General features: G+C 40.6%; 15 protein-coding genes and 1 pseudogene. 11 read left to right on the forward strand and 5 right to left on the reverse strand.

All coding sequences use genetic code 11. The features are described from left to right. Positions 1–130: 130 nt before the first annotated feature. Positions 131–505 (reverse strand): annotated as a pseudogene (locus LC586_RS18820) (hypothetical protein); the annotation flags it as partial. Positions 506–770: 265 nt separating this feature from the next. On the opposite strand from LC586_RS18820, the gene LC586_RS18825 reads away from it, so the two are divergent. The 8 genes from LC586_RS18825 to LC586_RS18860 all read left to right on the forward strand — a co-directional run bounded on the left by LC586_RS18825 (position 771) and on the right by LC586_RS18860 (position 13,271). Beyond that, positions 771–1,199: a DUF3110 domain-containing protein gene (locus tag LC586_RS18825; RefSeq protein ID WP_100897302.1), complete on the forward strand. Its 429-nt coding sequence runs from the start codon at positions 771–773 to the stop codon at positions 1,197–1,199. 123 nt (positions 1,200–1,322) lie between these two features. Beyond that, positions 1,323–2,249 carry an N-acetylmuramic acid 6-phosphate etherase gene (gene murQ, locus LC586_RS18830; RefSeq protein WP_229486255.1) on the forward strand — a complete coding sequence of 309 codons (927 nt, stop codon included), beginning with the start codon at positions 1,323–1,325 and terminating at the stop codon, positions 2,247–2,249. A 557-nt stretch (positions 2,250–2,806) separates the two neighbouring features. Continuing rightward, positions 2,807–4,009 carry a response regulator gene (locus tag LC586_RS18835; protein ID WP_229486256.1) on the forward strand — a complete coding sequence of 401 codons (1,203 nt, stop codon included), beginning with the start codon at positions 2,807–2,809 and terminating at the stop codon, positions 4,007–4,009. Positions 4,010–4,602: 593 nt separating this feature from the next. Beyond that, positions 4,603–4,965 carry a response regulator transcription factor gene (locus LC586_RS18840; protein ID WP_229486257.1) on the forward strand — a complete coding sequence of 121 codons (363 nt, stop codon included), beginning with the start codon at positions 4,603–4,605 and terminating at the stop codon, positions 4,963–4,965. A 124-nt stretch (positions 4,966–5,089) separates the two neighbouring features. Then, positions 5,090–5,563 carry a chemotaxis protein CheW gene (locus LC586_RS18845; RefSeq protein ID WP_229486258.1) on the forward strand — a complete coding sequence of 158 codons (474 nt, stop codon included), beginning with the start codon at positions 5,090–5,092 and terminating at the stop codon, positions 5,561–5,563. A 125-nt stretch (positions 5,564–5,688) separates the two neighbouring features. Next, positions 5,689–8,997 (forward strand): GAF domain-containing protein, encoded by a 3,309-nt coding sequence (locus LC586_RS18850; RefSeq protein WP_229486259.1) that lies wholly within the window; start codon positions 5,689–5,691, stop codon positions 8,995–8,997. A gap of 173 nt (positions 8,998–9,170) precedes the next feature. Continuing rightward, complete coding sequence (locus tag LC586_RS18855; protein WP_229486260.1) at positions 9,171–9,521, forward strand: four helix bundle protein; 351 nt, start codon at positions 9,171–9,173, stop codon at positions 9,519–9,521. A gap of 102 nt (positions 9,522–9,623) precedes the next feature. Further along, on the forward strand, positions 9,624–13,271 hold the full coding sequence (locus tag LC586_RS18860) for a hybrid sensor histidine kinase/response regulator (RefSeq protein WP_229486261.1): 3,648 nt from the start codon (positions 9,624–9,626) through the stop codon (positions 13,269–13,271). A gap of 44 nt (positions 13,272–13,315) precedes the next feature. Here the strand turns inward: LC586_RS18860 and LC586_RS18865 are convergent, their stop codons facing one another. From LC586_RS18865 to LC586_RS18875, 3 genes are all read right to left on the reverse strand, one after another. Next, positions 13,316–14,020 carry a Uma2 family endonuclease gene (locus LC586_RS18865; RefSeq protein ID WP_229486262.1) on the reverse strand — a complete coding sequence of 235 codons (705 nt, stop codon included), beginning with the start codon at positions 14,018–14,020 and terminating at the stop codon, positions 13,316–13,318. A 54-nt stretch (positions 14,021–14,074) separates the two neighbouring features. After that, positions 14,075–14,968, reverse strand: a complete 894-nt coding sequence (locus LC586_RS18870; RefSeq protein WP_229486263.1) for an ABC transporter permease — start codon at positions 14,966–14,968, stop codon at positions 14,075–14,077. 111 nt (positions 14,969–15,079) lie between these two features. After that, the gene (locus LC586_RS18875; RefSeq protein WP_229486264.1) at positions 15,080–16,165 is read right to left on the reverse strand and encodes an ABC transporter substrate-binding protein; all 1,086 of its coding nucleotides are present in this window, start codon (positions 16,163–16,165) and stop codon (positions 15,080–15,082) included. 427 nt (positions 16,166–16,592) lie between these two features. Here LC586_RS18875 and cruF point away from each other — a divergent pair, with 427 nt between their 5' ends. From cruF to cruG, 3 genes are read left to right on the forward strand one after another with little or no spacing between them, the layout of a single operon-like run. Further along, entirely contained in the window at positions 16,593–17,504 is a 912-nt protein-coding gene (gene cruF / locus LC586_RS18880) for a gamma-carotene 1'-hydroxylase CruF (protein ID WP_229486265.1), read from the forward strand. A gap of 23 nt (positions 17,505–17,527) precedes the next feature. Next, on the forward strand, positions 17,528–17,677 hold the full coding sequence (locus tag LC586_RS18885; RefSeq protein ID WP_229486266.1) for a hypothetical protein: 150 nt from the start codon (positions 17,528–17,530) through the stop codon (positions 17,675–17,677). Positions 17,678–17,701: 24 nt separating this feature from the next. Further along, positions 17,702–18,934: a 2'-O-glycosyltransferase CruG gene (gene cruG / locus LC586_RS18890; RefSeq protein ID WP_229486267.1), complete on the forward strand. Its 1,233-nt coding sequence runs from the start codon at positions 17,702–17,704 to the stop codon at positions 18,932–18,934. Positions 18,935–18,995: 61 nt separating this feature from the next. Here the strand turns inward: cruG and rnhA are convergent, their stop codons facing one another. Beyond that, positions 18,996–19,904, reverse strand: coding sequence for a ribonuclease HI (rnhA, locus tag LC586_RS18895; protein WP_229486268.1), 909 nt, complete (start codon positions 19,902–19,904; stop codon positions 18,996–18,998). Between the last annotated feature and the right edge of the window lie 6 nt (positions 19,905–19,910).

The raw sequence follows: 19,910 nt of genomic DNA on the forward strand, positions 1-19,910 counted from the left end.
GCTCAGTGCATCGCAGGAAAGAAGCCTCTTGAAGTTGTGCCTAGCTTCGCAAAAATCAAATACTAGTCCTATAGTTTTTAGAAAAAATAAAAATGATTAAGATTTGACCCTTAACCATTTGATGATAATAGGTAACATCTAGCTTTAGATGGCGGTTAAAGATTAGTTGTAAAGCGTCAAAACCCACCTCTACAGCTTCTACTGCGGCCCGATCTGGATCTGTGGATGTGGCTGGGATAGCTGAAGCTGCAAATTGCACTCCCGTCAACGAAAATTGTGTGACTTTTCCCAGTTTTACCGGACGGTTGAGTGTAGTAGTGAGACTTTCTTGTGCTAAGGGTGTTAACTCTGTTTGGACAAAAGTCCACAACCGACAAATACCGACAATAACTCCTAACAGCAAAAGTCCGCCCAAAGCAATGCTACCCCGACTCAACACCAGCAACCATAGACGCTTGCGGATAGGCGACGGGGAGAGAATATCTTGATTGGGAGATTTAGTCATTTGCTTTTACTGTATTAATTGCCAGATGTTGCTGGCACACACAAGCATTAACTGACACGCTGATTCAGTATGCCATTTCCAGGATACGCCAACTAAACCCAAGACCTCATTGGTTGAGTTACGGTATTTGCTTAATCCAATACTTATGCTTCATAATATTGGCGTTTTCAGTTAAATCTGATCTGAATAGAATGAAAATTGTTCCTGTGACTTTCGCTGAGGCACAACGTAGAACTTTAATATGGATAGACCTTAAAAAAGACAGATGATTACACCAATGCGTGTTTTTGTGTTAATTTTTAATGCTCGAACGGAAAATGAGGGAATTCATACCATTCGGGAAGGCGATCGCAATAAAATTCTGATGTTCGAGTCAGAAGACGACGCTACCCGCTTTGCCCTAATGTTAGAAGCTCAGGATTTTCCCTCACCTACACCAGAGCCGATCGATGCTGAGGAAATCAAGGAATTTTGCGAAAGTGCTGGATATGAATGGGAAATCATCCCAGAAAACAGCAATTTAGTTGTAACTCCCCCAGAACTTAACGTCGAAAAAACCGACTGGCAAGAAGATGCCCAGAAGGAGGATACTGTTGAGGATACGTTTCCTCTCAATCAACAGCCACTAGAAGAACCAGAATTGTCTGATTCTGAACTAGAGAAAATGCGTCGCAAATTGGAAGGATTGTTGTAATTAGTCATTAGTCATTAGTCACTAGTCATTGGTCACTGGTTATTGGTCACTGGTCGCTAACTGACAAATGACAACGGACAAAGGACAAATGACAAAGAACAAATGACAAAGGACAAATGACAAATGACAAACTTACAAGAACGTGGGCATCTTTTAACCGAGCTGGTAAATCCTAACAGTCTTAACTTAGACCAGCTCAGTTCTCTGGAATTGGTGGAGTTGTTTAATAGCGAAGACCAAAAGGCAGTCGAGGCAGTTGCAGCGGCGAAAATTCAGTTGGCACAAGCAATTGATAGCACCGCAGAGCGTTTGCGCCACGGAGGACGCTTATTTTATATCGGTGCGGGCACAAGTGGCAGGTTAGGGGTGTTAGATGCTGCTGAGTGTCCACCTACTTTTTGTACGCCGCCAGAGTTGGTACAGGGGATTATTGCTGGTGGTGCTGGCGCACTGGTACGCAGTTCGGAGGATTTAGAAGACAGTATTGAAGATGGGGAGGCTGCGATCGCAGGGCGACAAATTACCCAGCTAGATGTAGTAGTCGGCATTACCGCAGGTGGAACAACGCCTTATGTCCACGGTGCGCTTCATGCTGCTCGTGTGCGAGGAGCCAAGACTATTTTTATCGCCTGTGTTCCTGCTGAACAATTTAGCTTTGATGCCGATATTGACATTCGCCTATTGACAGGGCCAGAAATAATCGCTGGCTCAACTCGCCTAAAAGCTGGTACAGCCACTAAATTAGCTTTAAATATCCTTTCCACTGGGGTGATGGTCAAACTCGGCAAAGTTTACGGTAATCGGATGGTAGATGTGGCAGTAACAAATCAAAAGTTACGCGATCGCGCTTTGCGAATTTTGCAAGACCTCACAGGCTTAAGTCGGGAAGCAGCTGGTTTTTTATTAGAACGCAGTGGTAAATGGGTGAAGCTAGCGCTATTAATGCACTGGACTGGTTTGGAAAAAGACGATAGCGATCGGCTTCTTTCAGAACACCAAAGTAATCTTAGGGCAGCTGTTATCAGTTATCAAAACCACAACAAACCTTAAAGAAGTTTTCCTAAATAAATACTTTATACAGTTAAGGATTATCAGTGGCAATTTCAGGCGTGTAGAGAGACGCGTTAGCGAAGCGGGGCGTTCGCGATAGCGTCTCTAAGAGTTGCCCAGTCCTCGCGTCTCTCTATAAGTGAGACACATTAATAAATGTAAATTCTAATAAATACTTTTAACATATATTGCCAATCTCAATAAATGAAACAAAGATAGAGATTGCCAATCTTTTTTAAACAAAAATTCAGAAATTCTACGGATATAATTTCGTATGAACATTATTAAAATAATATATTAATACTGAATGCATCTTTCTTAATGATGTGGACAATAGCAACCTACTTGAGTCGTAAAGTTTGCCGATAATCAACTCTGTGCTAAATGACTTTTTTACTACTAATATTTTTGCTATTTTTCTATATCCCTTGATTTTAATAAACTTGATTTAGACTGCTATAAACGAAATGTATTTGCACTTATTGACCTATCTGCTGACCACTATATAGCTAGTGTGGGTTTTTCAATAGCTGGCTTTTTAATACAAGGAACAAAGTATGGCCCACTCGGAACTTATTCTTTCAAATAACCTAGTTAATGAATTTAAAACTTGTACTCAGCTGCAATACAATGGCAAATTAAATATTAAAAGTTCTAAGGGCAGCCAATGGACTTTTTATTATCGGCTGGGACGGATAGTTTGGGCAACAGGTGGAACTCATCCCTTCCGGCGTTGGCGTAGACACATGGCTCAAAATTGCCCCCAGATTGATGTTGATAAATTGCAGTTGCGTTTGCAAGACGTATCAATAGATTACTGGGATTATCGCCTTCTAGAAATCTTTCATAAAAAACAGAAAATTCAGAGAGAACAGATTCAGTCTATTGCCGAAAACACTATAGCAGAACTATTATTTGACCTAGCTCTGCAAGGAAATTTTGCTTCTATAAGTTGCAATCGCACCCAAGAAGTTATTTTAGAAACACCAATGAGCTTCACGAGTGCAGAAATGTCTGTAAAGCACATGCAAGACTCGTGGAAAGTTTGGTCAGAAGCAGGTTTAGCAAATTTTTCTCCTGACTTAGCACCAGTTCTACGCCGACCAGAACAACTTCAGCAGATGGTAAGTCCATCTGTCTACAAAAACTTTGTGAATTTAATCAACGGCAAATTAACTCTGCGAGATTTAGCCGTGAAAATGAAGCAGAGTCTACTGCCACTCACCCGTTCATTGCTTCCCTATATCCTTAAAGGAATCATCGAATTGGTGGAAATACCTGACATGCCCTTAGTAGTGACTGAGGTCAACAATAAGCCTATCACCGCACAACCAAAGAAATCAATTGCTCCACTAGTAGCCTGCGTAGATGATAGCCCTCTGGTCTGTAAAATGCTAGAGGATATTATCACTTCCAATGGACTAAGGTTTATCAAAATTCAAGATGCTGTACAAGCTCTCCCAATCCTGATTCAGGATAAACCAGACCTGATTTTCTTGGATTTGATTATGCCAGTCGCCAGTGGTTACGAAATTTGTACTCAGTTGCGACGAATATCTGCCTTCGCCAATACACCAGTAATTATATTAACAGGTAGTGATGGTCTTTTAGATAGAGTTCGTGCTAAGGTAGTCGGTTCTACAGATTTTATCACTAAACCTGTAGTGCCTGACAAGGTAATGAGTATAATACGTAAATATTTACCTGCGCCAAGTGTATCCATCGACAAGAGTCAACCTAATTTAGAAGTTTGTAAGTAGGGAGAATTAATAATTTTTATTGATGATTAATCATAAACTAATCTGATTAGCTTTAAAATTTCATTCCTCAGCATGAGCCTATTGCTTAACAATAACCATAACAAAAATATTTACAATCGCTAAACTTTTCCACCTCAGTAAACATAAAATTACTGGGGTAATAAATAAGAAGTCCAAATTCACAAGATGCAAGTAGGTAGCGGTCTTAAACCCACCTATTTTTTTATACTAAATCGAATATTTATCACGTAACTAAAATATATATTAAATTATTTTCATTACGTACTTTTTCGGAGGTTAATATATAAAGATTGAATCAAAATTAGACAAATACAAAATTTTTGTATTTATAGCAGTCCAATTTGAGTTGTGAAATATTCTTGATGACAAGGGGTTAGGGTCTAGTACCGCAAGGCGGAAGTCAAAAGTCACACATGCTTTAATTTTGGGCTTTCTGGCTGTAATGAAATGGTAGGTTTATTTCCGCCTACCTGTACTAGTCTCTAGTCCCTTGTATGTCTTTCTTCACGCATCATTTGGATTTGTATGTCTAATTTTTTTACATTCTTAAAAACTTTTAAAGGGTAATTATCATGAATACTGTTTTAGTTGTTGAAGATGGCTTAACAGATATGGAAATAATCAGCCGTTACTTGCAACAAGCAGGTTATTCTGTGATTAGCGCCACAAGCAGTGAAGAAGCTCAAGACAAAATAGATAAAAATAAGCCAGACCTCATATTTCTCGACGTAATTTTACCAGGTAAAAGTGGCTTTGAGATTTGCCGAGAGTTGAAAAATAATCCCAACACTAGCAAAATACCTGTGGTTTTTTGCTCTACAAAAAATAGTGATGTAGATAAAATTTGGGGTAATATGTTGGGCGCTGATGGTTATCTGTCAAAACCGATTGATCGAGAGGAGCTAGCGGGAGTTTTAAAGCGATTAATTAACTAGTAAAACTTCATAAAAAAACAAAAAAATAGAATTCTATATTTCTAATATAGAGCCTCTATAAAATTAAATAACAACTGCAAATAGTGGCTATAGAGCAATAATCAAGCACAAAGGAATAAGAACTTTGGAAACCAAGGAAAAGTTTTTAAGTTTTAATTTGGGAGTAAGGGATACAGCGATAATTTCGTTACAACACATCACAGAAGTTTTGCAAGTATCATTACCAGAAATATGTGGCGTTCCTCAGATGCCCAGTAGCGTCTTGGGTATCTATAACTGGCGCGGTGAGATGCTTTGGTTAGTAGATTTAGAGGCAATGTTAGGTTATCCTCCAATTTCGCAAGGAGCAAATTTACTTTCAAAAATGATGGCAATTGTTCTCGAAAACAAGGGGAAGTATTTGGGACTATTGGTGCGACAGCTAATAGATATTGAATGGCTGGATACTCAAGAAATGAAACCCCCAACTAGCGAATTATTTTATCCTAAAATATTACCTTTTTTACAGGGATACTTTATTAATGATTCTGAAGATATGATTTTTAATTTGGATGCCATAACAATTATCCAAGCTCCCATGTGGAAAGTTCATAATTGAACGGTTGATTATGGGTGATGAGGCATATTGTTTTAACAATACTTAATCCTTCATAGCCAAATACTAATTCATTCTTACCTGCCTAATAACCAATTCTTACTCTAACAAATTTGGAGGCTAATAAAATGACATTTCTGTATAACAATAGCCAGGAAAATCAGAATCTAATTTCTGAAGTAGAAAATCTGAATGGGAACGCCAATATAACAAATATTGCTAGCAATGAAATATTCTTATTAAACGCGATCGCTCAGGAATTTAAAACTTGGCGGCGACAGTTGCAAGACATCGCAACTCACATGCGCCAAGCGCCAGACCTTGATACACTACTCAAAATTACTGTAGCGCAGATTAGAGAAAAAATTGGCTGCGATCGCGCCTTAATTTATCAGTTTACTTCCCTTGATTCAGGTAATGTTTTAGCAGAATCAAGAACACTAGGTTGGACACCGACTTTAGGCGAAAATATTCCCGGAATTATTTTTGGTTTATATACCAACCAAGACTATATAGAACCTGTAGTTATTGACGATATCAATCAGATTCAACTTACCCCTTATCAAAAGCAACTACTAGATAAATTTCAAATTAAAGCTAGTTTGAGTTTACCGATTGTAGTAGAAGGTAAAGTATGGGGATTACTGGCAGTAAATAATTGCTTATCAACACGGCAGTGGCAAGAAGTAGAAATTAGCCTACTATCCCAAATTACAACAGAACTGATCTACAAATTGCAGAGCTTTGAATTAAAAAGAGAAGAACAACAGCGCATACTAGCAAAAAAATCTGTAGCTAAAGTAATCGACAAAATTCTGCGGGTATCAAATGTCGATAAGCTTTTTCAAACAACCACTCAAGAAGTACGGCAATTACTAAAATGCGATCGCGTCGCCGTTTATCGCTTCAAACCTGACTGGAGTGGCGAGTTTATCGCTGAGTCAGTGGGTAATGGCTGGGTAAAAATGGTCAGCCCTGATTTTTATATGGTGTGGGAAGATAGCCACTTGCAAGACACCCAAGGAGGACGTTATGCCAAGGGTGAAAGCTTTGTGGCCAAAGACATCTATAAAATGGGTCATGCTCAATGCCACATTGATATTTTAGAGCAGTATGAAATGAAGGCTTACATCATTGCCCCCATATTTTCTGGAGAGAAATTATGGGGCTTGCTGGCAGCTTATCAAAATTCTGGGCCTCGTGATTGGCAACCTTGGGAAGAAAGCTTTGTGACCCAAATTGGACTGCAATTTGGTGTGGCTATCTCACAAGGCGAATATCTCGAACAGATGCATAAGAAATCTGAGCAACTAGCTCAAATAGTTGAACAAGAAAAAGCTTTTACTAAGATAGTAGGCCGCATCCGACAATCTTTAAATGTAGATAGCGTCTTCAAAACAACCACTCAAGAAGTGCGTCAATCACTACGATGCGATCGCGTCGCAGTCTATCGTTTTAACCCTGACTGGGGTGGCGAATTTGTGGCTGAGGCTGTGGGTACTGGTTGGACAAAACTGGTAGGCCCTGATATTAAAACCGTTTTGGATGATACCTACTTGCAAGAAACAAAGGGAGGTAGGTATGTCAGAGGCGAAAACTTTGTTGTTAATGACATCTATCAAGTAGGGCTTGCTCCTTGCCATATTGAGATTTTAGAGCAGTTTGAAGCCAAAGCTTACATAATTGTTCCTATATTCTTTGGCGATAAATTGTGGGGTTTGCTGGCAGCTTATCAAAATTCTAGCCCCCGTGAGTGGCAAACCTGGGAAGTGACCTTTTTGGTTCAGACTAGCTTGCAATTTAGCCTAGCTAAATCACAGATAGATTATTTGGAATTAGTTCGGTTGAAATCTGAGAAACTAGCTCAGATAGCGGAACAAGAGAAAGCTGTCACCAAGATTAGTAACCGGATTCGGCAATCTTTAGATGTAGAAGAAATCTTCAAAACAACCACTCAAGAAGTACGGCAATTACTGCGATGCGATCGCGTCGCAGTCTATCGCTTCAACCCTAATTGGAGTGGTGAATTTGTAGCAGAATCAGTAGCTCATACTTGGGTAAAACTGGTAGGCCCCGATATCAAGACTGTCTGGGAAGATACCCACTTGCAAGAAACTCAAGGAGGTCGATATGCCCAAGGAGAAAACTTTGTTGTAAATGACATCTATCAGGTAGGTCATTCTAATTGCCATCTGGAAATTTTAGAGCAATTTGAAGTCAAAGCTTATGTAATTGTTCCTGTATTTGCTGGGGAACAATTGTGGGGATTGCTGGCAGTTTATCAAAATTATGGAACTCGTGATTGGGAAGAATCGGAAGTAACTTTGTTAGCACGCATTGGCAACCAGTTAGGACTAGCATTACAACAGACTGAATATTTGCAACAAGTACAAGGGCAGTCAGCCAAATTAGCAGAAGCAGCAGCACGAGAAAAGGCAGCCAAGGAGTTACTACAACAACGATCTATTCAACTCCTAATAGCCCTTAGACCCGCCCTCAACGGCGACTTAACAGTACGCGCACCCATTACAGAAGACGAACTAGGCACGATCGCTGATGCTTACAATAATACCCTGCAAGCACTGCGGCAAATCGTTCTTCAGGTACAGGGGGCTGCTCAACAAGTTGCCCAAACTTCCGGTAACAGCGAGGCTTCACTAACGGGACTGAATAATCTAGCGCAACAACAATCTGAGGAAATTACCGCAGCTTTAGGTGAGATTCAACAGATGGTGGACTCTACTCAAGCTGTGGTGGCGAATGCTGACTTAGTGCAATTAGCAGTGCAACAAGCCAATGAAACTGTTGAGTCTGGCGATACTGCGATGAACTTAACTGTAAAAGCAATCCAAGGAATTCGTGAAACCGTTGCTCAAACCAGCAAGAAAATTAAACGCCTCAGTGAATCTTCGCAAAAAATCTCCAAAGTGGTGAATTTGATTGGTAATTTTGCCACACAGACAAACGTCCTGGCTTTGAATGCAGCCATTGAAGCCACCCGTGCAGGTGAATATGGCAAAGGCTTTGCAGTTGTAGCTGACGAAGTTCGTTCTTTATCTCGCCAGTCAGCAGCAGCAACCATCGAAATAGAAAAATTAGTCCAGGAGATTCAAGCAGAAACCGGAGAAGTAGCAGTAGCGATGGAAACTGGTATTCAGCAGGTAGTAGAAGGCACAAATCTTGTCAATGATACTCGCCAAAACTTGAATGCGATCGTTTATGCAACTGCCGAAATTAGTCAGCTAATCGAGCGAATTACCGCAGCGACTCAAAAACAAATGACGCAATCTGTAACAGTCACAAAATCAATGCAAGATGTAGCAGAAATTGCTAATAAGACTTTTGCGGAATCTCAAGAAATTGCGACTGTGTTCCAAGATTTATCAGGGATGGCGCAAGAGCTATTAACAACTGCTAGTAAGTTTAAAGTGAAGTAGGGAATAGGGAGTGGGGAGTTACGAGTAGAGACGCGATTAATCGCGTCTGTACAGGAGTTAGGAGCTATTTGGTCAAAGCATTAATTAGATAAATCACTATTTTATTGGCAAATGGAAAAATGCTTTGACCTTAATTAATTGTAACTTTTGAGTTGAAGATAGGAGAATAGTAATTGGCAGAGAGTATTATTCAAGAGAAGAGTTTTAAATTTGCTTTGGAAATTATTCACCTATATATTAAACTGCAAGAGCAACGGGAATATGTGCTTTCTAAGCAATTACTACGAAGTGGGACAAGTATTGGCGCGAATGTTGAAGAGGCTAGCGGTGGTCAGAGTAGAAAGGATTTCTTGGCAAAAATGTATATTGCATACAAAGAAGCTAGGGAAACCAAATACTGGCTACGTCTACTACAACAGTCCAAACTAGTAAATATTGATTTAACCAATGAACTAATCTATGCAGACGAAATCATTCGGATTTTGAGTTCAATAGTCAAGACAACTGAAAAATCAATTGGTTGATCAACTCCCAACTCCTGTACAGACGCGATTAATCGCGTCTCTACTCCTAACTCCTAACTCCTAACTCCTAACTCCTAACTCCTAACTCCCCACTCCCCAATTATGATTACAGATAACGAAATTCGTGAACAAGGATACATCTACTTTCTGGCTGAAGCCCCAGAATTAGTACAAATTATTGAACAAGAACTATTTAGCTTATCGGAAGGTTATAGCACTGCTAAAGTTCATAACTTAATGCGGGCTACTCATACACTTAAAGGTGGCGCTGCTAATGTTGGGCTAGAAGTAATTAAGATGATAGCCCATTTTTTAGAAGATGTATTTAAGGCTCTATATAATCCAAAAGTTGTAGTTGATGCCGAATTACAAACACTTTTGTTACAAGCTTATGAGTGTCTTAGCATAGCATTAAATACCGAATTAATTGGCAGCACTGTTAATGATGAAGAACTGCTCCATCGAGCAACTTCAGTTTTTGCACAGTTGCAAGAAAAGCTAGGTGATGCATTTGGTGCTGAAACTCATATTCCCACTTCTGAAGAATTGGGATTTGATATTGTCCAGTCAGTTTTTGAAGTCGGAGTAGAGCAACGTTTAAACAGTATTGCTGAAGTTATTAAAAATCCACCAAGTCATGACGAATTTATCGAGTTTTTACACTCTCAAGCTGAGGTGTTTCTCGGTTTAGCAGAATCTCTAAATTTACCTGGATTGGGAGAAATTTCTCAAACAATTCTGTCAGCGCTGCAAGCAAACCCCACTCAGGTGCAGCAAATTGCAGAAATTGCCCTTGCAGATTTGCAACAAGCACAAAAATTGGTATTAGAAGGCGATCGCACATCTGGCGGAAAAACTTCTCCAGCTTTGCGAAAACTCACGACGGTGGCAAAGAATGAGTTATCTGGAGAATTACAAAATCATTCAAAAGAACAATTTTACCAATTTATCACTACATCTGATAACAATAAAAACCAATCAGTAAAGCCAACAACTGCCAAGTTTTATTTAAAAGTTATTCGTTACATTTTTGGCTGGTTTAATCACGAAATCAAAATACCAGAGGCAGAGCTTAATTTTGAATTAATGGTTCCCAGATTAGAAAAAGAAAATTTACTTGATTATATCGATAATTGGCTGAAAAGCTTTCTTGATTTTGTTCAAGATAAAGAAGATAGTCAAAGCCTTTGTATTTATCGACATGGGATAATTTTAATCATTTTATTTGCCGTCACCAAGTTTCAGCATTCTGTTGAAAAATCTGACAGCTACATCTCAGTCATTAAAATATTACAAAACCGAATTCATAGATTAGCACAAGAATATAAAAACTATCCTCCTGTTACTAGTAAAGAGAAAAACTGGCTTGGTAATCCCAAGTTACAAACGCTCTTAGTTATTAAAGAAATACCTAATGGTTATTCTCAAACAACTGAAAACCAACTAGAAGCAATATGGGGAGAAGAAGCTAGCGAAAACTTTATAGATCAAGTGGTGACAACCACGGATGATGATTCTTCAGTAAAGCTTGATTCCTTAACTGTCAATGAGCAGGGAGTTGTAAATGTTCCTGAAACAGCTATTGAAGTCATGCCTGATTTAGCTACACAAATCAACAAAGAAATAGAAGATAAACCAGAGTATGTTCAAACTAAAAACTTTCGCCAACCTTCTTTTATTCGAGTAGATACAGAAAGACTGCAACACCTTAATTATCTAGCTGGGGAATCGTTGATTTACCAAAAACGGCATAGTTTGCAAGATGAACAAGTCAAAGAAATAATTGACCAATTAATTCAGCAACTCACTAGACACCAAACAACTTTAAATGAATTACGTGATTTACCATTACAAAGACAAAATATTGCCTCACAACAAACGCAAAATTTTGCAGTGAATTTTGACTCTTTAGAAATGGATGTATATACAGATTTTCAGATGACATTGCATGAAGCAATAGAAGAGACACTCCAACTACAAGAAACCACAGAGTCTCTTGACTTGCTTCTGACGCAAGCTGCTCAAATCAGTGACAAACAAGAAAATTTAACTCTTAATATTATAGATAGCTTAGTAGAAGCACGAATGTCGCCTTTGGGTAATATCCTGAATCGCTTCCCCCACATGGTAGATAAGTTGGGGAATGTTCATGCCAAACTTGTAGAATTGAAACTTACTGGTACTGAAGTACTAGTTGATAAAGCGATCGCAGAAAAGCTGTACGATCCCTTATTACATTTAGTACGTAATGCTTTTGACCACGGTATTGAAGCTCCGCAACTTCGCCGAGAGCTTGGTAAACCAGAACAAGGGTTAATCGAAATCCGCGCCTATCATCAGGGTAGCCAAACTGTTATCGAGGTTCGGGATGATGGCGAGGGATTGAATTTAGATAGAATTCGCAGAAAAGCTGCTAAATTTTATCCCATACAAACTGAAGAAAAAACTATCACCTATACTTCTAATCTGGCTGAATCTGAACTGTTAGATATGATATTTTCACCTGGATTTTCTACTGCTGGTAAAGTGAGTGAAATCTCTGGGCGCGGTATGGGGTTAGATATAGTGCGGACTCAGATGAACGCACTTAATGGTTCAATTTCAGTTCAATCCTTACCCAACCAAGGAACAATATTCATACTCAAAATTCCTTTTTCTATGACTACCGAAAAATTAATGCTAGTTCAAGCCAAAGGTATTGTATATGCCCTTCTTTTGGACAGTATTGAAAAAATATTGATTCCCTCTGAACAACAGATTAAAGAAATTGAAGGTAAAAAAGTCTTACATTTGAATACAGACGATGATGAAACTATGGTCAGCCTTCGTCAACTTTCAAAGTTGATTAATTATAATTATTCATGCTTTAATAGTGCTACTCCATACAACACATCAAGTACTCACGACCCAAGCATAGCGAAAAATCCGGTACTTTTGCTACGACGAAATCAGGGAAGATTTGCTTTAGAAGTTGACCAAATAATTGGTGAACAAGAACTGGTAATCAGACCTTTAGGAAATGCGATCGCACCGCCAAAATACATTTATGGTTGTAGTAGTTTAGCTAATGGTAATCTCATCTTAGTGATTGATGCTTCATTGCTGGTATCTAGCGAGCTTCAACAAACAACACTTGATGTCATGGCGCTACCAGTACCTTCTTTGTCAAATAAAAAAGCCTTAGCGATATCAGGACATACTTTTTCATCTACACCATTACTTGCTGCATCTACTTCCACAACAACTATAGAAACCCAACCCAGTTACTCTCAAGAGTCAGATAATAGATCACCAAAAGAAACCCAACCTAGTTATTCTCAAGAGGCAGATAATAAATTACCAAAAGTTGTTTTACTTGTAGATGACGCAATTAGTCTGCGCCAAACTATCTCTCTCACACTGCAAAAATCTGGTTATCAAGTAATACAGGCTCAAAATGGTGTAGAAGCTCTAGAAAAGTTACAGTTACATCCAGAAATACAAGTTGTCATCTCCGATTTAGAGATGCCACGAATGAATGGTTTTGAGTTGTTGGGCAATTTCCGTCAATACCCCAATTTAGCAAAAAAACCTGTAGTGATTCTCACTTCTCGCAGCGCTGAAAAACATCGCCAGCTTGCTCAAGAATTGGGTGCAAAGGCTTACTTGACTAAGCCTTATTTAGAGCATGAGTTTCTTTCTACAATTAAGGAGTTAATTAACAGTAATACAGATGATTTAAACCATTTAGTCACGGTAGGAAATGATTAATGACTTTCGTGTTGCGGTTTGATATTTTGGAAAATGCGATCGCCTTAATTACTAGGTAGATTATTTGGATCTACACCTAGAGAACGTAAATACTGCGCTAATTGTTCAGCCCTTTGTCGCTGCTGTTGTGCCTGTTCTGCATCTGTCAAATAGCGATTTGCTTGCTGATCATACCAACATAAAAACTCCTGTTGTATCCCGGCAATTACAGCTTGGTGTCGCCCAATACCTAACCCTACCTCTGGCATCAAATAGGGTTCACCTATTTGTAGTTGGTAGTTTCCATCTATCAACTTATAGACTTCAAAGGGTTGATGTTGGTCGCGTCGCCAAAACTCAGGGTTATAAATTACGTAGTACAATACACCAAGTTTTCTGTATATATCTAGCTTCTCGTCGTATTCACCTCCTGGGGTGTGGGATACCATTTCTAATGTAAATATTGGAACTACCCCATTTTCTTCCCAAACCGCGTAACTTTTGCGTGATTTGCCACCCTTTTTTCGTTCTACTCCCACACTTAAAAAAGCATCTGGCACTACAGGTACTCTAGAATTTAGTCCTGTGGTGTGATATAATCCCATATCTACTCCAAAGTACCAATCCATGCGATTTGCCCAAATGGAGTTGAGTAAGAAGAGTAAAATGTTGGGCAAAAAGTTTTGGTCTTCGTTATCCACTGGCGTATCGTCTGAACAGGGAAGTTCATCAGTAGTTGGTAACGCATTTTTGAGATCAGGTGAGAGCATAACCGTTGTCTCGCTGGCGTTTGATGCCCTTATTATAAATGAGTGACGAAAAGTTTAGCGTTTGGGCGCAGCCTCGCCAAATTTAATTAAAAGTGCGATCGCAATACTAACAAGCAAAATTAATGTCATACTCAAGGCTGAACCAAATCCCCAATTTTGCGTTGCTCCCAGAAACTGGTTATAAACTAACCGCGCTGCCGTCATACTAGAAGCACCACCCAGTAATTCTGGATCGACAAAATCCCCCAAGCCTGTGATAAATACAAGCATGGAAGCAGCCGCAATTCCAGGAAAAATTTGCGGTACGGTTACTTGCCAAAAAGTTTCCACCGGATTTGCACCTAAATCAGCCGCAGCTTCTAACAACCGCTTGTCTAGCTTTTCGAGAGAAGCATATAAAATCAAAACCATATAGGGTAACAAGCTGTAACTCATACCAATAAATACAGCTTGACTCTGGTTAAGTAATTCCAAAGTAGGCAAGCCTAAATTGCTGAGTAAACTGTTCAATAAACCAGTAGGACGAAGAATTGTAATCCAAGCGTATGATCGAAGTAACGAGGAAGTCCACAAAGGCAAGACAAAGCCTAATAGCAGCAAATTCCGCCAACGCTGCGGCGCTATCTGAGCAATCCAATAGGCGACGGGGAAGCCCAAAATTAAACAAATTATTGTAGTGCCAAATGCAAAAAATAGCGATCGCACAATTACTTGTACATAAAGGTGGTCAAATATGCGGATGTAGTTTTTGAATCCGTTGGGATTGACCAAATCTCCTGGCCGGATGTCTGCAACTAAACTTAACTGGAAAATTATTAAAGTTGGCAGCACCAACAAAAGTAATAACCAAATGCCAGATGGTGCAAGTAATACCAAAGGTTGGAGCCAATTCGCTCGCGGGCGTTGCAATTCTTTTATTTTAGAAATATCACTTTTTTGAAAATTCACCACTTAGAACTCCTAACTCCTAAGAGACGGGATTAATCACTCTTGTACAGACGCGATTAATCGCGTCTCTACTCCTAACAGACGCGATTAATCCCGTCTCTCCTAACTATTTTAGCCGCTAGTTAATTGAGTCCAATAGCGATCGTAAACCTCTTCAAATTCTCCTACAGGAGTAACACGTTCACAATTTGCTAAAAGTGACTCTGAGGGAAATAAATTAGGATTATTTTGGATTGTTTTTGGCAATTGCTCAAATCCAGCACTATTAGGCGTAGAAATATTCAGGCGTTGACTGATTTGGGCTGCTAATTCTGGTTGCAAAATCATGTTAATCCAAGCATAAGCTCCAGCTAAATTAGGGGCTGTTTTAGGAATTACAATACTGTCTGTCCATAATGAAGAACCACTGCGAGGAATTACATATTTGAGTTTAGGGTTTTCTTGAGAGATTCTCACCGCATCTGCTGAATAGCACATTGCCAATAGTAAATCTCCTGCCAGAATTTGATTTTGCCAAGCGTCTGTATCAAAACGTGCGATCGCAGGTTTTAGCACTTTCAATTTTTCATAAGCTTGTTTGATTTCTTGTTCATTTTTTGAGTTGTAAGAGTAACCTAGCATCCGTAACGTTGCACCCATCACTTCTCTAACATCATTGAGCAAGGTCATCTGCTGATTAAGTTGCTTTTGGTTTTGCCAAAGGTAATCCCAGTCTTGTGGTGCATCTTTGATTTTTTCGGAATTATAAAGTAAACCTGTTGTCCCCCAGTTAAAAGGGATGCTATATCGGTTATTGGGGTCATAGCTAGGATTCTGAAACCGGGGGAATAAACTCTCTAAACCGATTAAGCGATCGTGATCTATTTCTGTTAATAAACCTTTGTTTACCATCTTCTGCACCATGTAATCAGATGGGTAGATGATGCTGTAAGTACCACCGCCTCCAGCTTGCAATTTAGCCAGCATGACATCATTGGAATCATACACATCCGCTAGCACTTTCATGCCTGTTTGGGTACTAAAGGTTTTCAATAATTGGTTGTCAGTATATTGCGTCCACGTAAAAATATAAAGTTGGTCACGTTGACCCGAAGTATTAGAATTAGCACGGACTTCAGCTAGCCTCCAGCCACAACCAGCTAAAGATAAGCCAGAAAGCCCTGCCACCCCTTTTAAAAATTGGCGTCTGTTAGTCATTAAGTTAGAAGCTGTTTATCAACAACCTCTAGATTACGGTATACCTAGTAGCCCCTGCCGTGATTTTTAGGGATAAATGTGTCAATCTTCACACTTACTATAGGGCTTGCTTAATCTCTGATGCTTGTCCTGCCTCAACGAGATACCTGTATGGAAGGAGTTGTTCATCATACGTGTATCAGTGGGACAAGAAACCAGGAGTTTTTGCAGATGAAATTATATAGATTTTGACTATATAGCTTAGAATAGTAAGTTTATCATCATATTTCTTTCTTATAGCTTCAATCAGTAAGCTGTTATGCTCTTCCTAAAAAAGCCAAACAAGTTTGTAGAGAATTGCGGTACAAAGTATTTAAATATGTTGTTAAACATTTGTAAACTGTTAGCAGCCGAGTAGCCGCGTGTCACATCTTGTTAAGGAATTATCATGAGACAACTTGTTATTGCTGAAGGCGTATGCCTCATTGGTCATATCGTGTCAAAAGCCTTTGGACTGGTAGGGATGCTACTGGTCGTACCTAATGCTGAAATAATTTTAAACTTATCGCAGGTTGGAGAAACTGCCATACAGTTAAGTATGGCAGGTGGCGGTGTAGTTGATATCATCTTGGGGACAATAGCTGTCTCTATTTATGCCTACCGGACGCTGGGATTGGGAACTTGGTTAGCATTTATGCTGCCTGCCATGTTTATCTCCTTGGGGAGTGAACTACTGGGAACCAGTACAGGTTTTCCATTTGGTGATTATAGCTACTTGAGTGGCTTAGGTTATAAGATTGCGGGGCTAGTTCCTTTCACAATTCCTTTATCTTGGTTTTATGTTGGGCTGTCGTCTTATTTAATTGCGAGAACTGGTTTGAAAGTGGCACAAAAACCTAGTTGGGGACGCCATATTGCGGCTATAGCCGTTGGTGCTTTACTCTTCACTTGCTGGGATTTTGCCCTTGAGCCAGCGATGAGTCAAACTTCTCTACCTTTTTGGTATTGGGAACACCCAGGAGCTTTCTTTGGCACACCTTACCAGAACTATGCAGGTTGGTTTGGCACTAGTGCCCTGTTTATGACTGTGGCAGGATTGTTGTGGAGAAACGCTTCGATTAAATTAGAGCGATCGCAACTCAATCTACCCTTAGTCGTTTATTTAACTAATTTTGCCTTCGCCGCCGGACTAAGCTTGGCCGCTGGATTCTCCATTCCTGTGTTGCTCGGCTTATTCCTTGGTGTAGCTCCCGCCGTGGCTCTGTGGTTAAGCAGTTCAACCACACCCACTCCAGTTGCTGTTGAACCAGCAAGCAACGAAGTCTCGGTGGCAAGAAGCGTTAAAGTTGCCTTGAAATAAGTCGATAAATTAGGGAGTGGGGAGTGGGAGATGAGGGAGCAGGGGGAGAAATCAATTCAAAATTCAAAATTCAAAATTCAAAATTAAAGAACTTCTGCCTTCTGCCTCCAGCAAGAACTGCCTCCTCTTTCCCCATGCCCCATGCCCCATGCCCCATGCCCAATGCCCCATGACCAATGACCCATGACCAATGACTAATGACTAATGACAACGCTTTGATGGTAGAAAGCACCATCTCACTTTTATTGCTACTTATCCAAGTACCAGCAACGGCGATTCTATTTTCGCGCCTGCTAAAGGGGCCAAGACGGCTTGCTCCAATAGAACCGCAACAGCCGACACTGGAGCTTTTGGGTAAGGTTAGCGTCGTTGTTCCCACGCTGAACGAGGCGCTTCGCATTAGCCCGTTGTTAGCTGGTTTAAGCCAGCAAAGCTACGAAGTTCGGGAAATTATTGTTGTAGACAGCAAGTCTAGTGATGGTACACCGGACTTGGTAAAAGCGACACAGCAGAAAGATCCGCGCTTTCGGGTGATGACAGATGACCCCTTACCCTCTGGTTGGGTGGGGCGTCCTTGGGCGTTGCATAACGGTTTTCTATTTAGCTCTGAGGGTAGTCAGTGGTTTCTGGGGCTGGATGCTGATATCCAACCGCATCCTGGTTTGGTTGCTGGTTTGGTGAAGACGGCCGAAGCACAGGGCTATGACCTCGTTTCCCTTTCACCCCAGTTCATTCTCAAATATCCAGGAGAGTGCTGGCTACAACCGGCTTTGTTGATGACTCTGCTTTACCGATTTGACCCTGCTGGGATCAATACAGAGCAGCCAGAACGGGTGATGGCAAATGGGCAGTGTTTTTTGTGTCGCCGCTCCGTTTTAGCTGCTGTGGGTGGCTATAGCAGTGCGAGTGGTTCTTTTTGTGATGATGTCACTTTGGCGCGAAATATTGCTGTTCAAGGGTATAAGGTGGGCTTTTTAGATGGCGCAAAGGTGCTGAAAGTACGGATGTATGAAGGGGCGATGGAGACGTGGAAGGAATGGGGGCGGAGTCTCGATCTCAAAGATGCAACTTCTCGTTCGCAGTTATGGGGAGATTTATGGCTACTCACATCCGTTCAAGGTCTACCCCTTTTAATAGTCCTTACTTTTTTGTTGATTTCTCCCCCACACTCCTACTCGCTACAGACGGGATTAATCGCGTCTCTACCTACTCCCCCACTCCTTCTGCTAGGACTAAATTTATTCTTGGTGGTAATTCGCTTTGCTATGCTAATTGCGATCGCACCTTCTTATGATCGCAAAAGCGCTAAAGGTGGCTGGTTATTCTGGCTTTCCCCTTTGGCTGATCCCTTAGCTGTGCTGCGAATCTTCTTATCTGCGTTCCGCAAGCCACGCGAGTGGCGGGGACGCAAGTATAGTGGTGAGTTATGAGTTATGAGTTATGAGTTATGAATTTTCAACTCCTCACTCCTAACTCTAAACTCCTAACTCCCTACTCCTCTTCACCTCCTACTTTATCCCCGCGTTCCAGTTCCCAAAGAATTTGATTTCCTTCACGGCGTACCCGTGACACTATCCAGTTTCGCCAGCGCCATTGATCTCCCCGACTGGTAACAGCGCTGGCGTGGACATCCATCAAGTCTGCTAACTCAGAACTGGTGATTAAATAGCCTTTTTCTGAAATTTCGTCAGCGATACGCAGAGTTTCGACCAAGCTGCGGAGTTGCGAAACCCTCATTTCTGGCGGTTTTTCATCGGTTGCGGCCGCAGTTGGCCCAGTAGATGGTTCCATAACGGTTATTTCTGGTGCAGAAGTACTGATTTCTTGCGGACTTTGGTTAATTATTCGAGAGTTTTTTTCATAATCAGCTACTTTTGCTACATTTAGGTCATTTGTGGAAGGTAAAGATTTATAAAAATTTGTAGGTGTTAATTGTTGTAGCGAAGGAATTTTACCACTGGCGTATGTGCGAGCGATCGCATCACAACGTTCGTTACCTATGTTACCAGAATGTCCCCTGACGTGTTGCCATTTTACTTGTTGGGTATTAAGTTCATCGAGAGTTTCCAAAAGCTCTTGGTTTTGGACGGGTTTACCATCTGACTTTTTCCAGCCTTTCTTTTTCCAGCCTTTCACCCACTTGGTAAGGCAGTTAATCAGGTATTCGCTATCGGTATGAAGGATAATGGGTTGGGTTTGTTGAGATGTTTGCAGGAATTGGAGGGCTGCGATCGCAGCTTGCATTTCCATTTTATTATTAGTGGTATGAGGGGATGCATCGCCCATTTCGTGGATTGAACCATCGCTAAAATAGACGACAACTCCCCAACCGCCAGGGCCAGGGTTTCCGGTGCAAGCACCATCGGTGTATATGCTTTGGATTGTGGGTTGAGTGGACATGGTTTA

The organism is Nostoc favosum CHAB5714 (assembly GCF_020829495.1).
GTDB classification, from domain to species: Bacteria; Cyanobacteriota; Cyanobacteriia; order Cyanobacteriales; family Nostocaceae; genus Nostoc; species Nostoc favosum.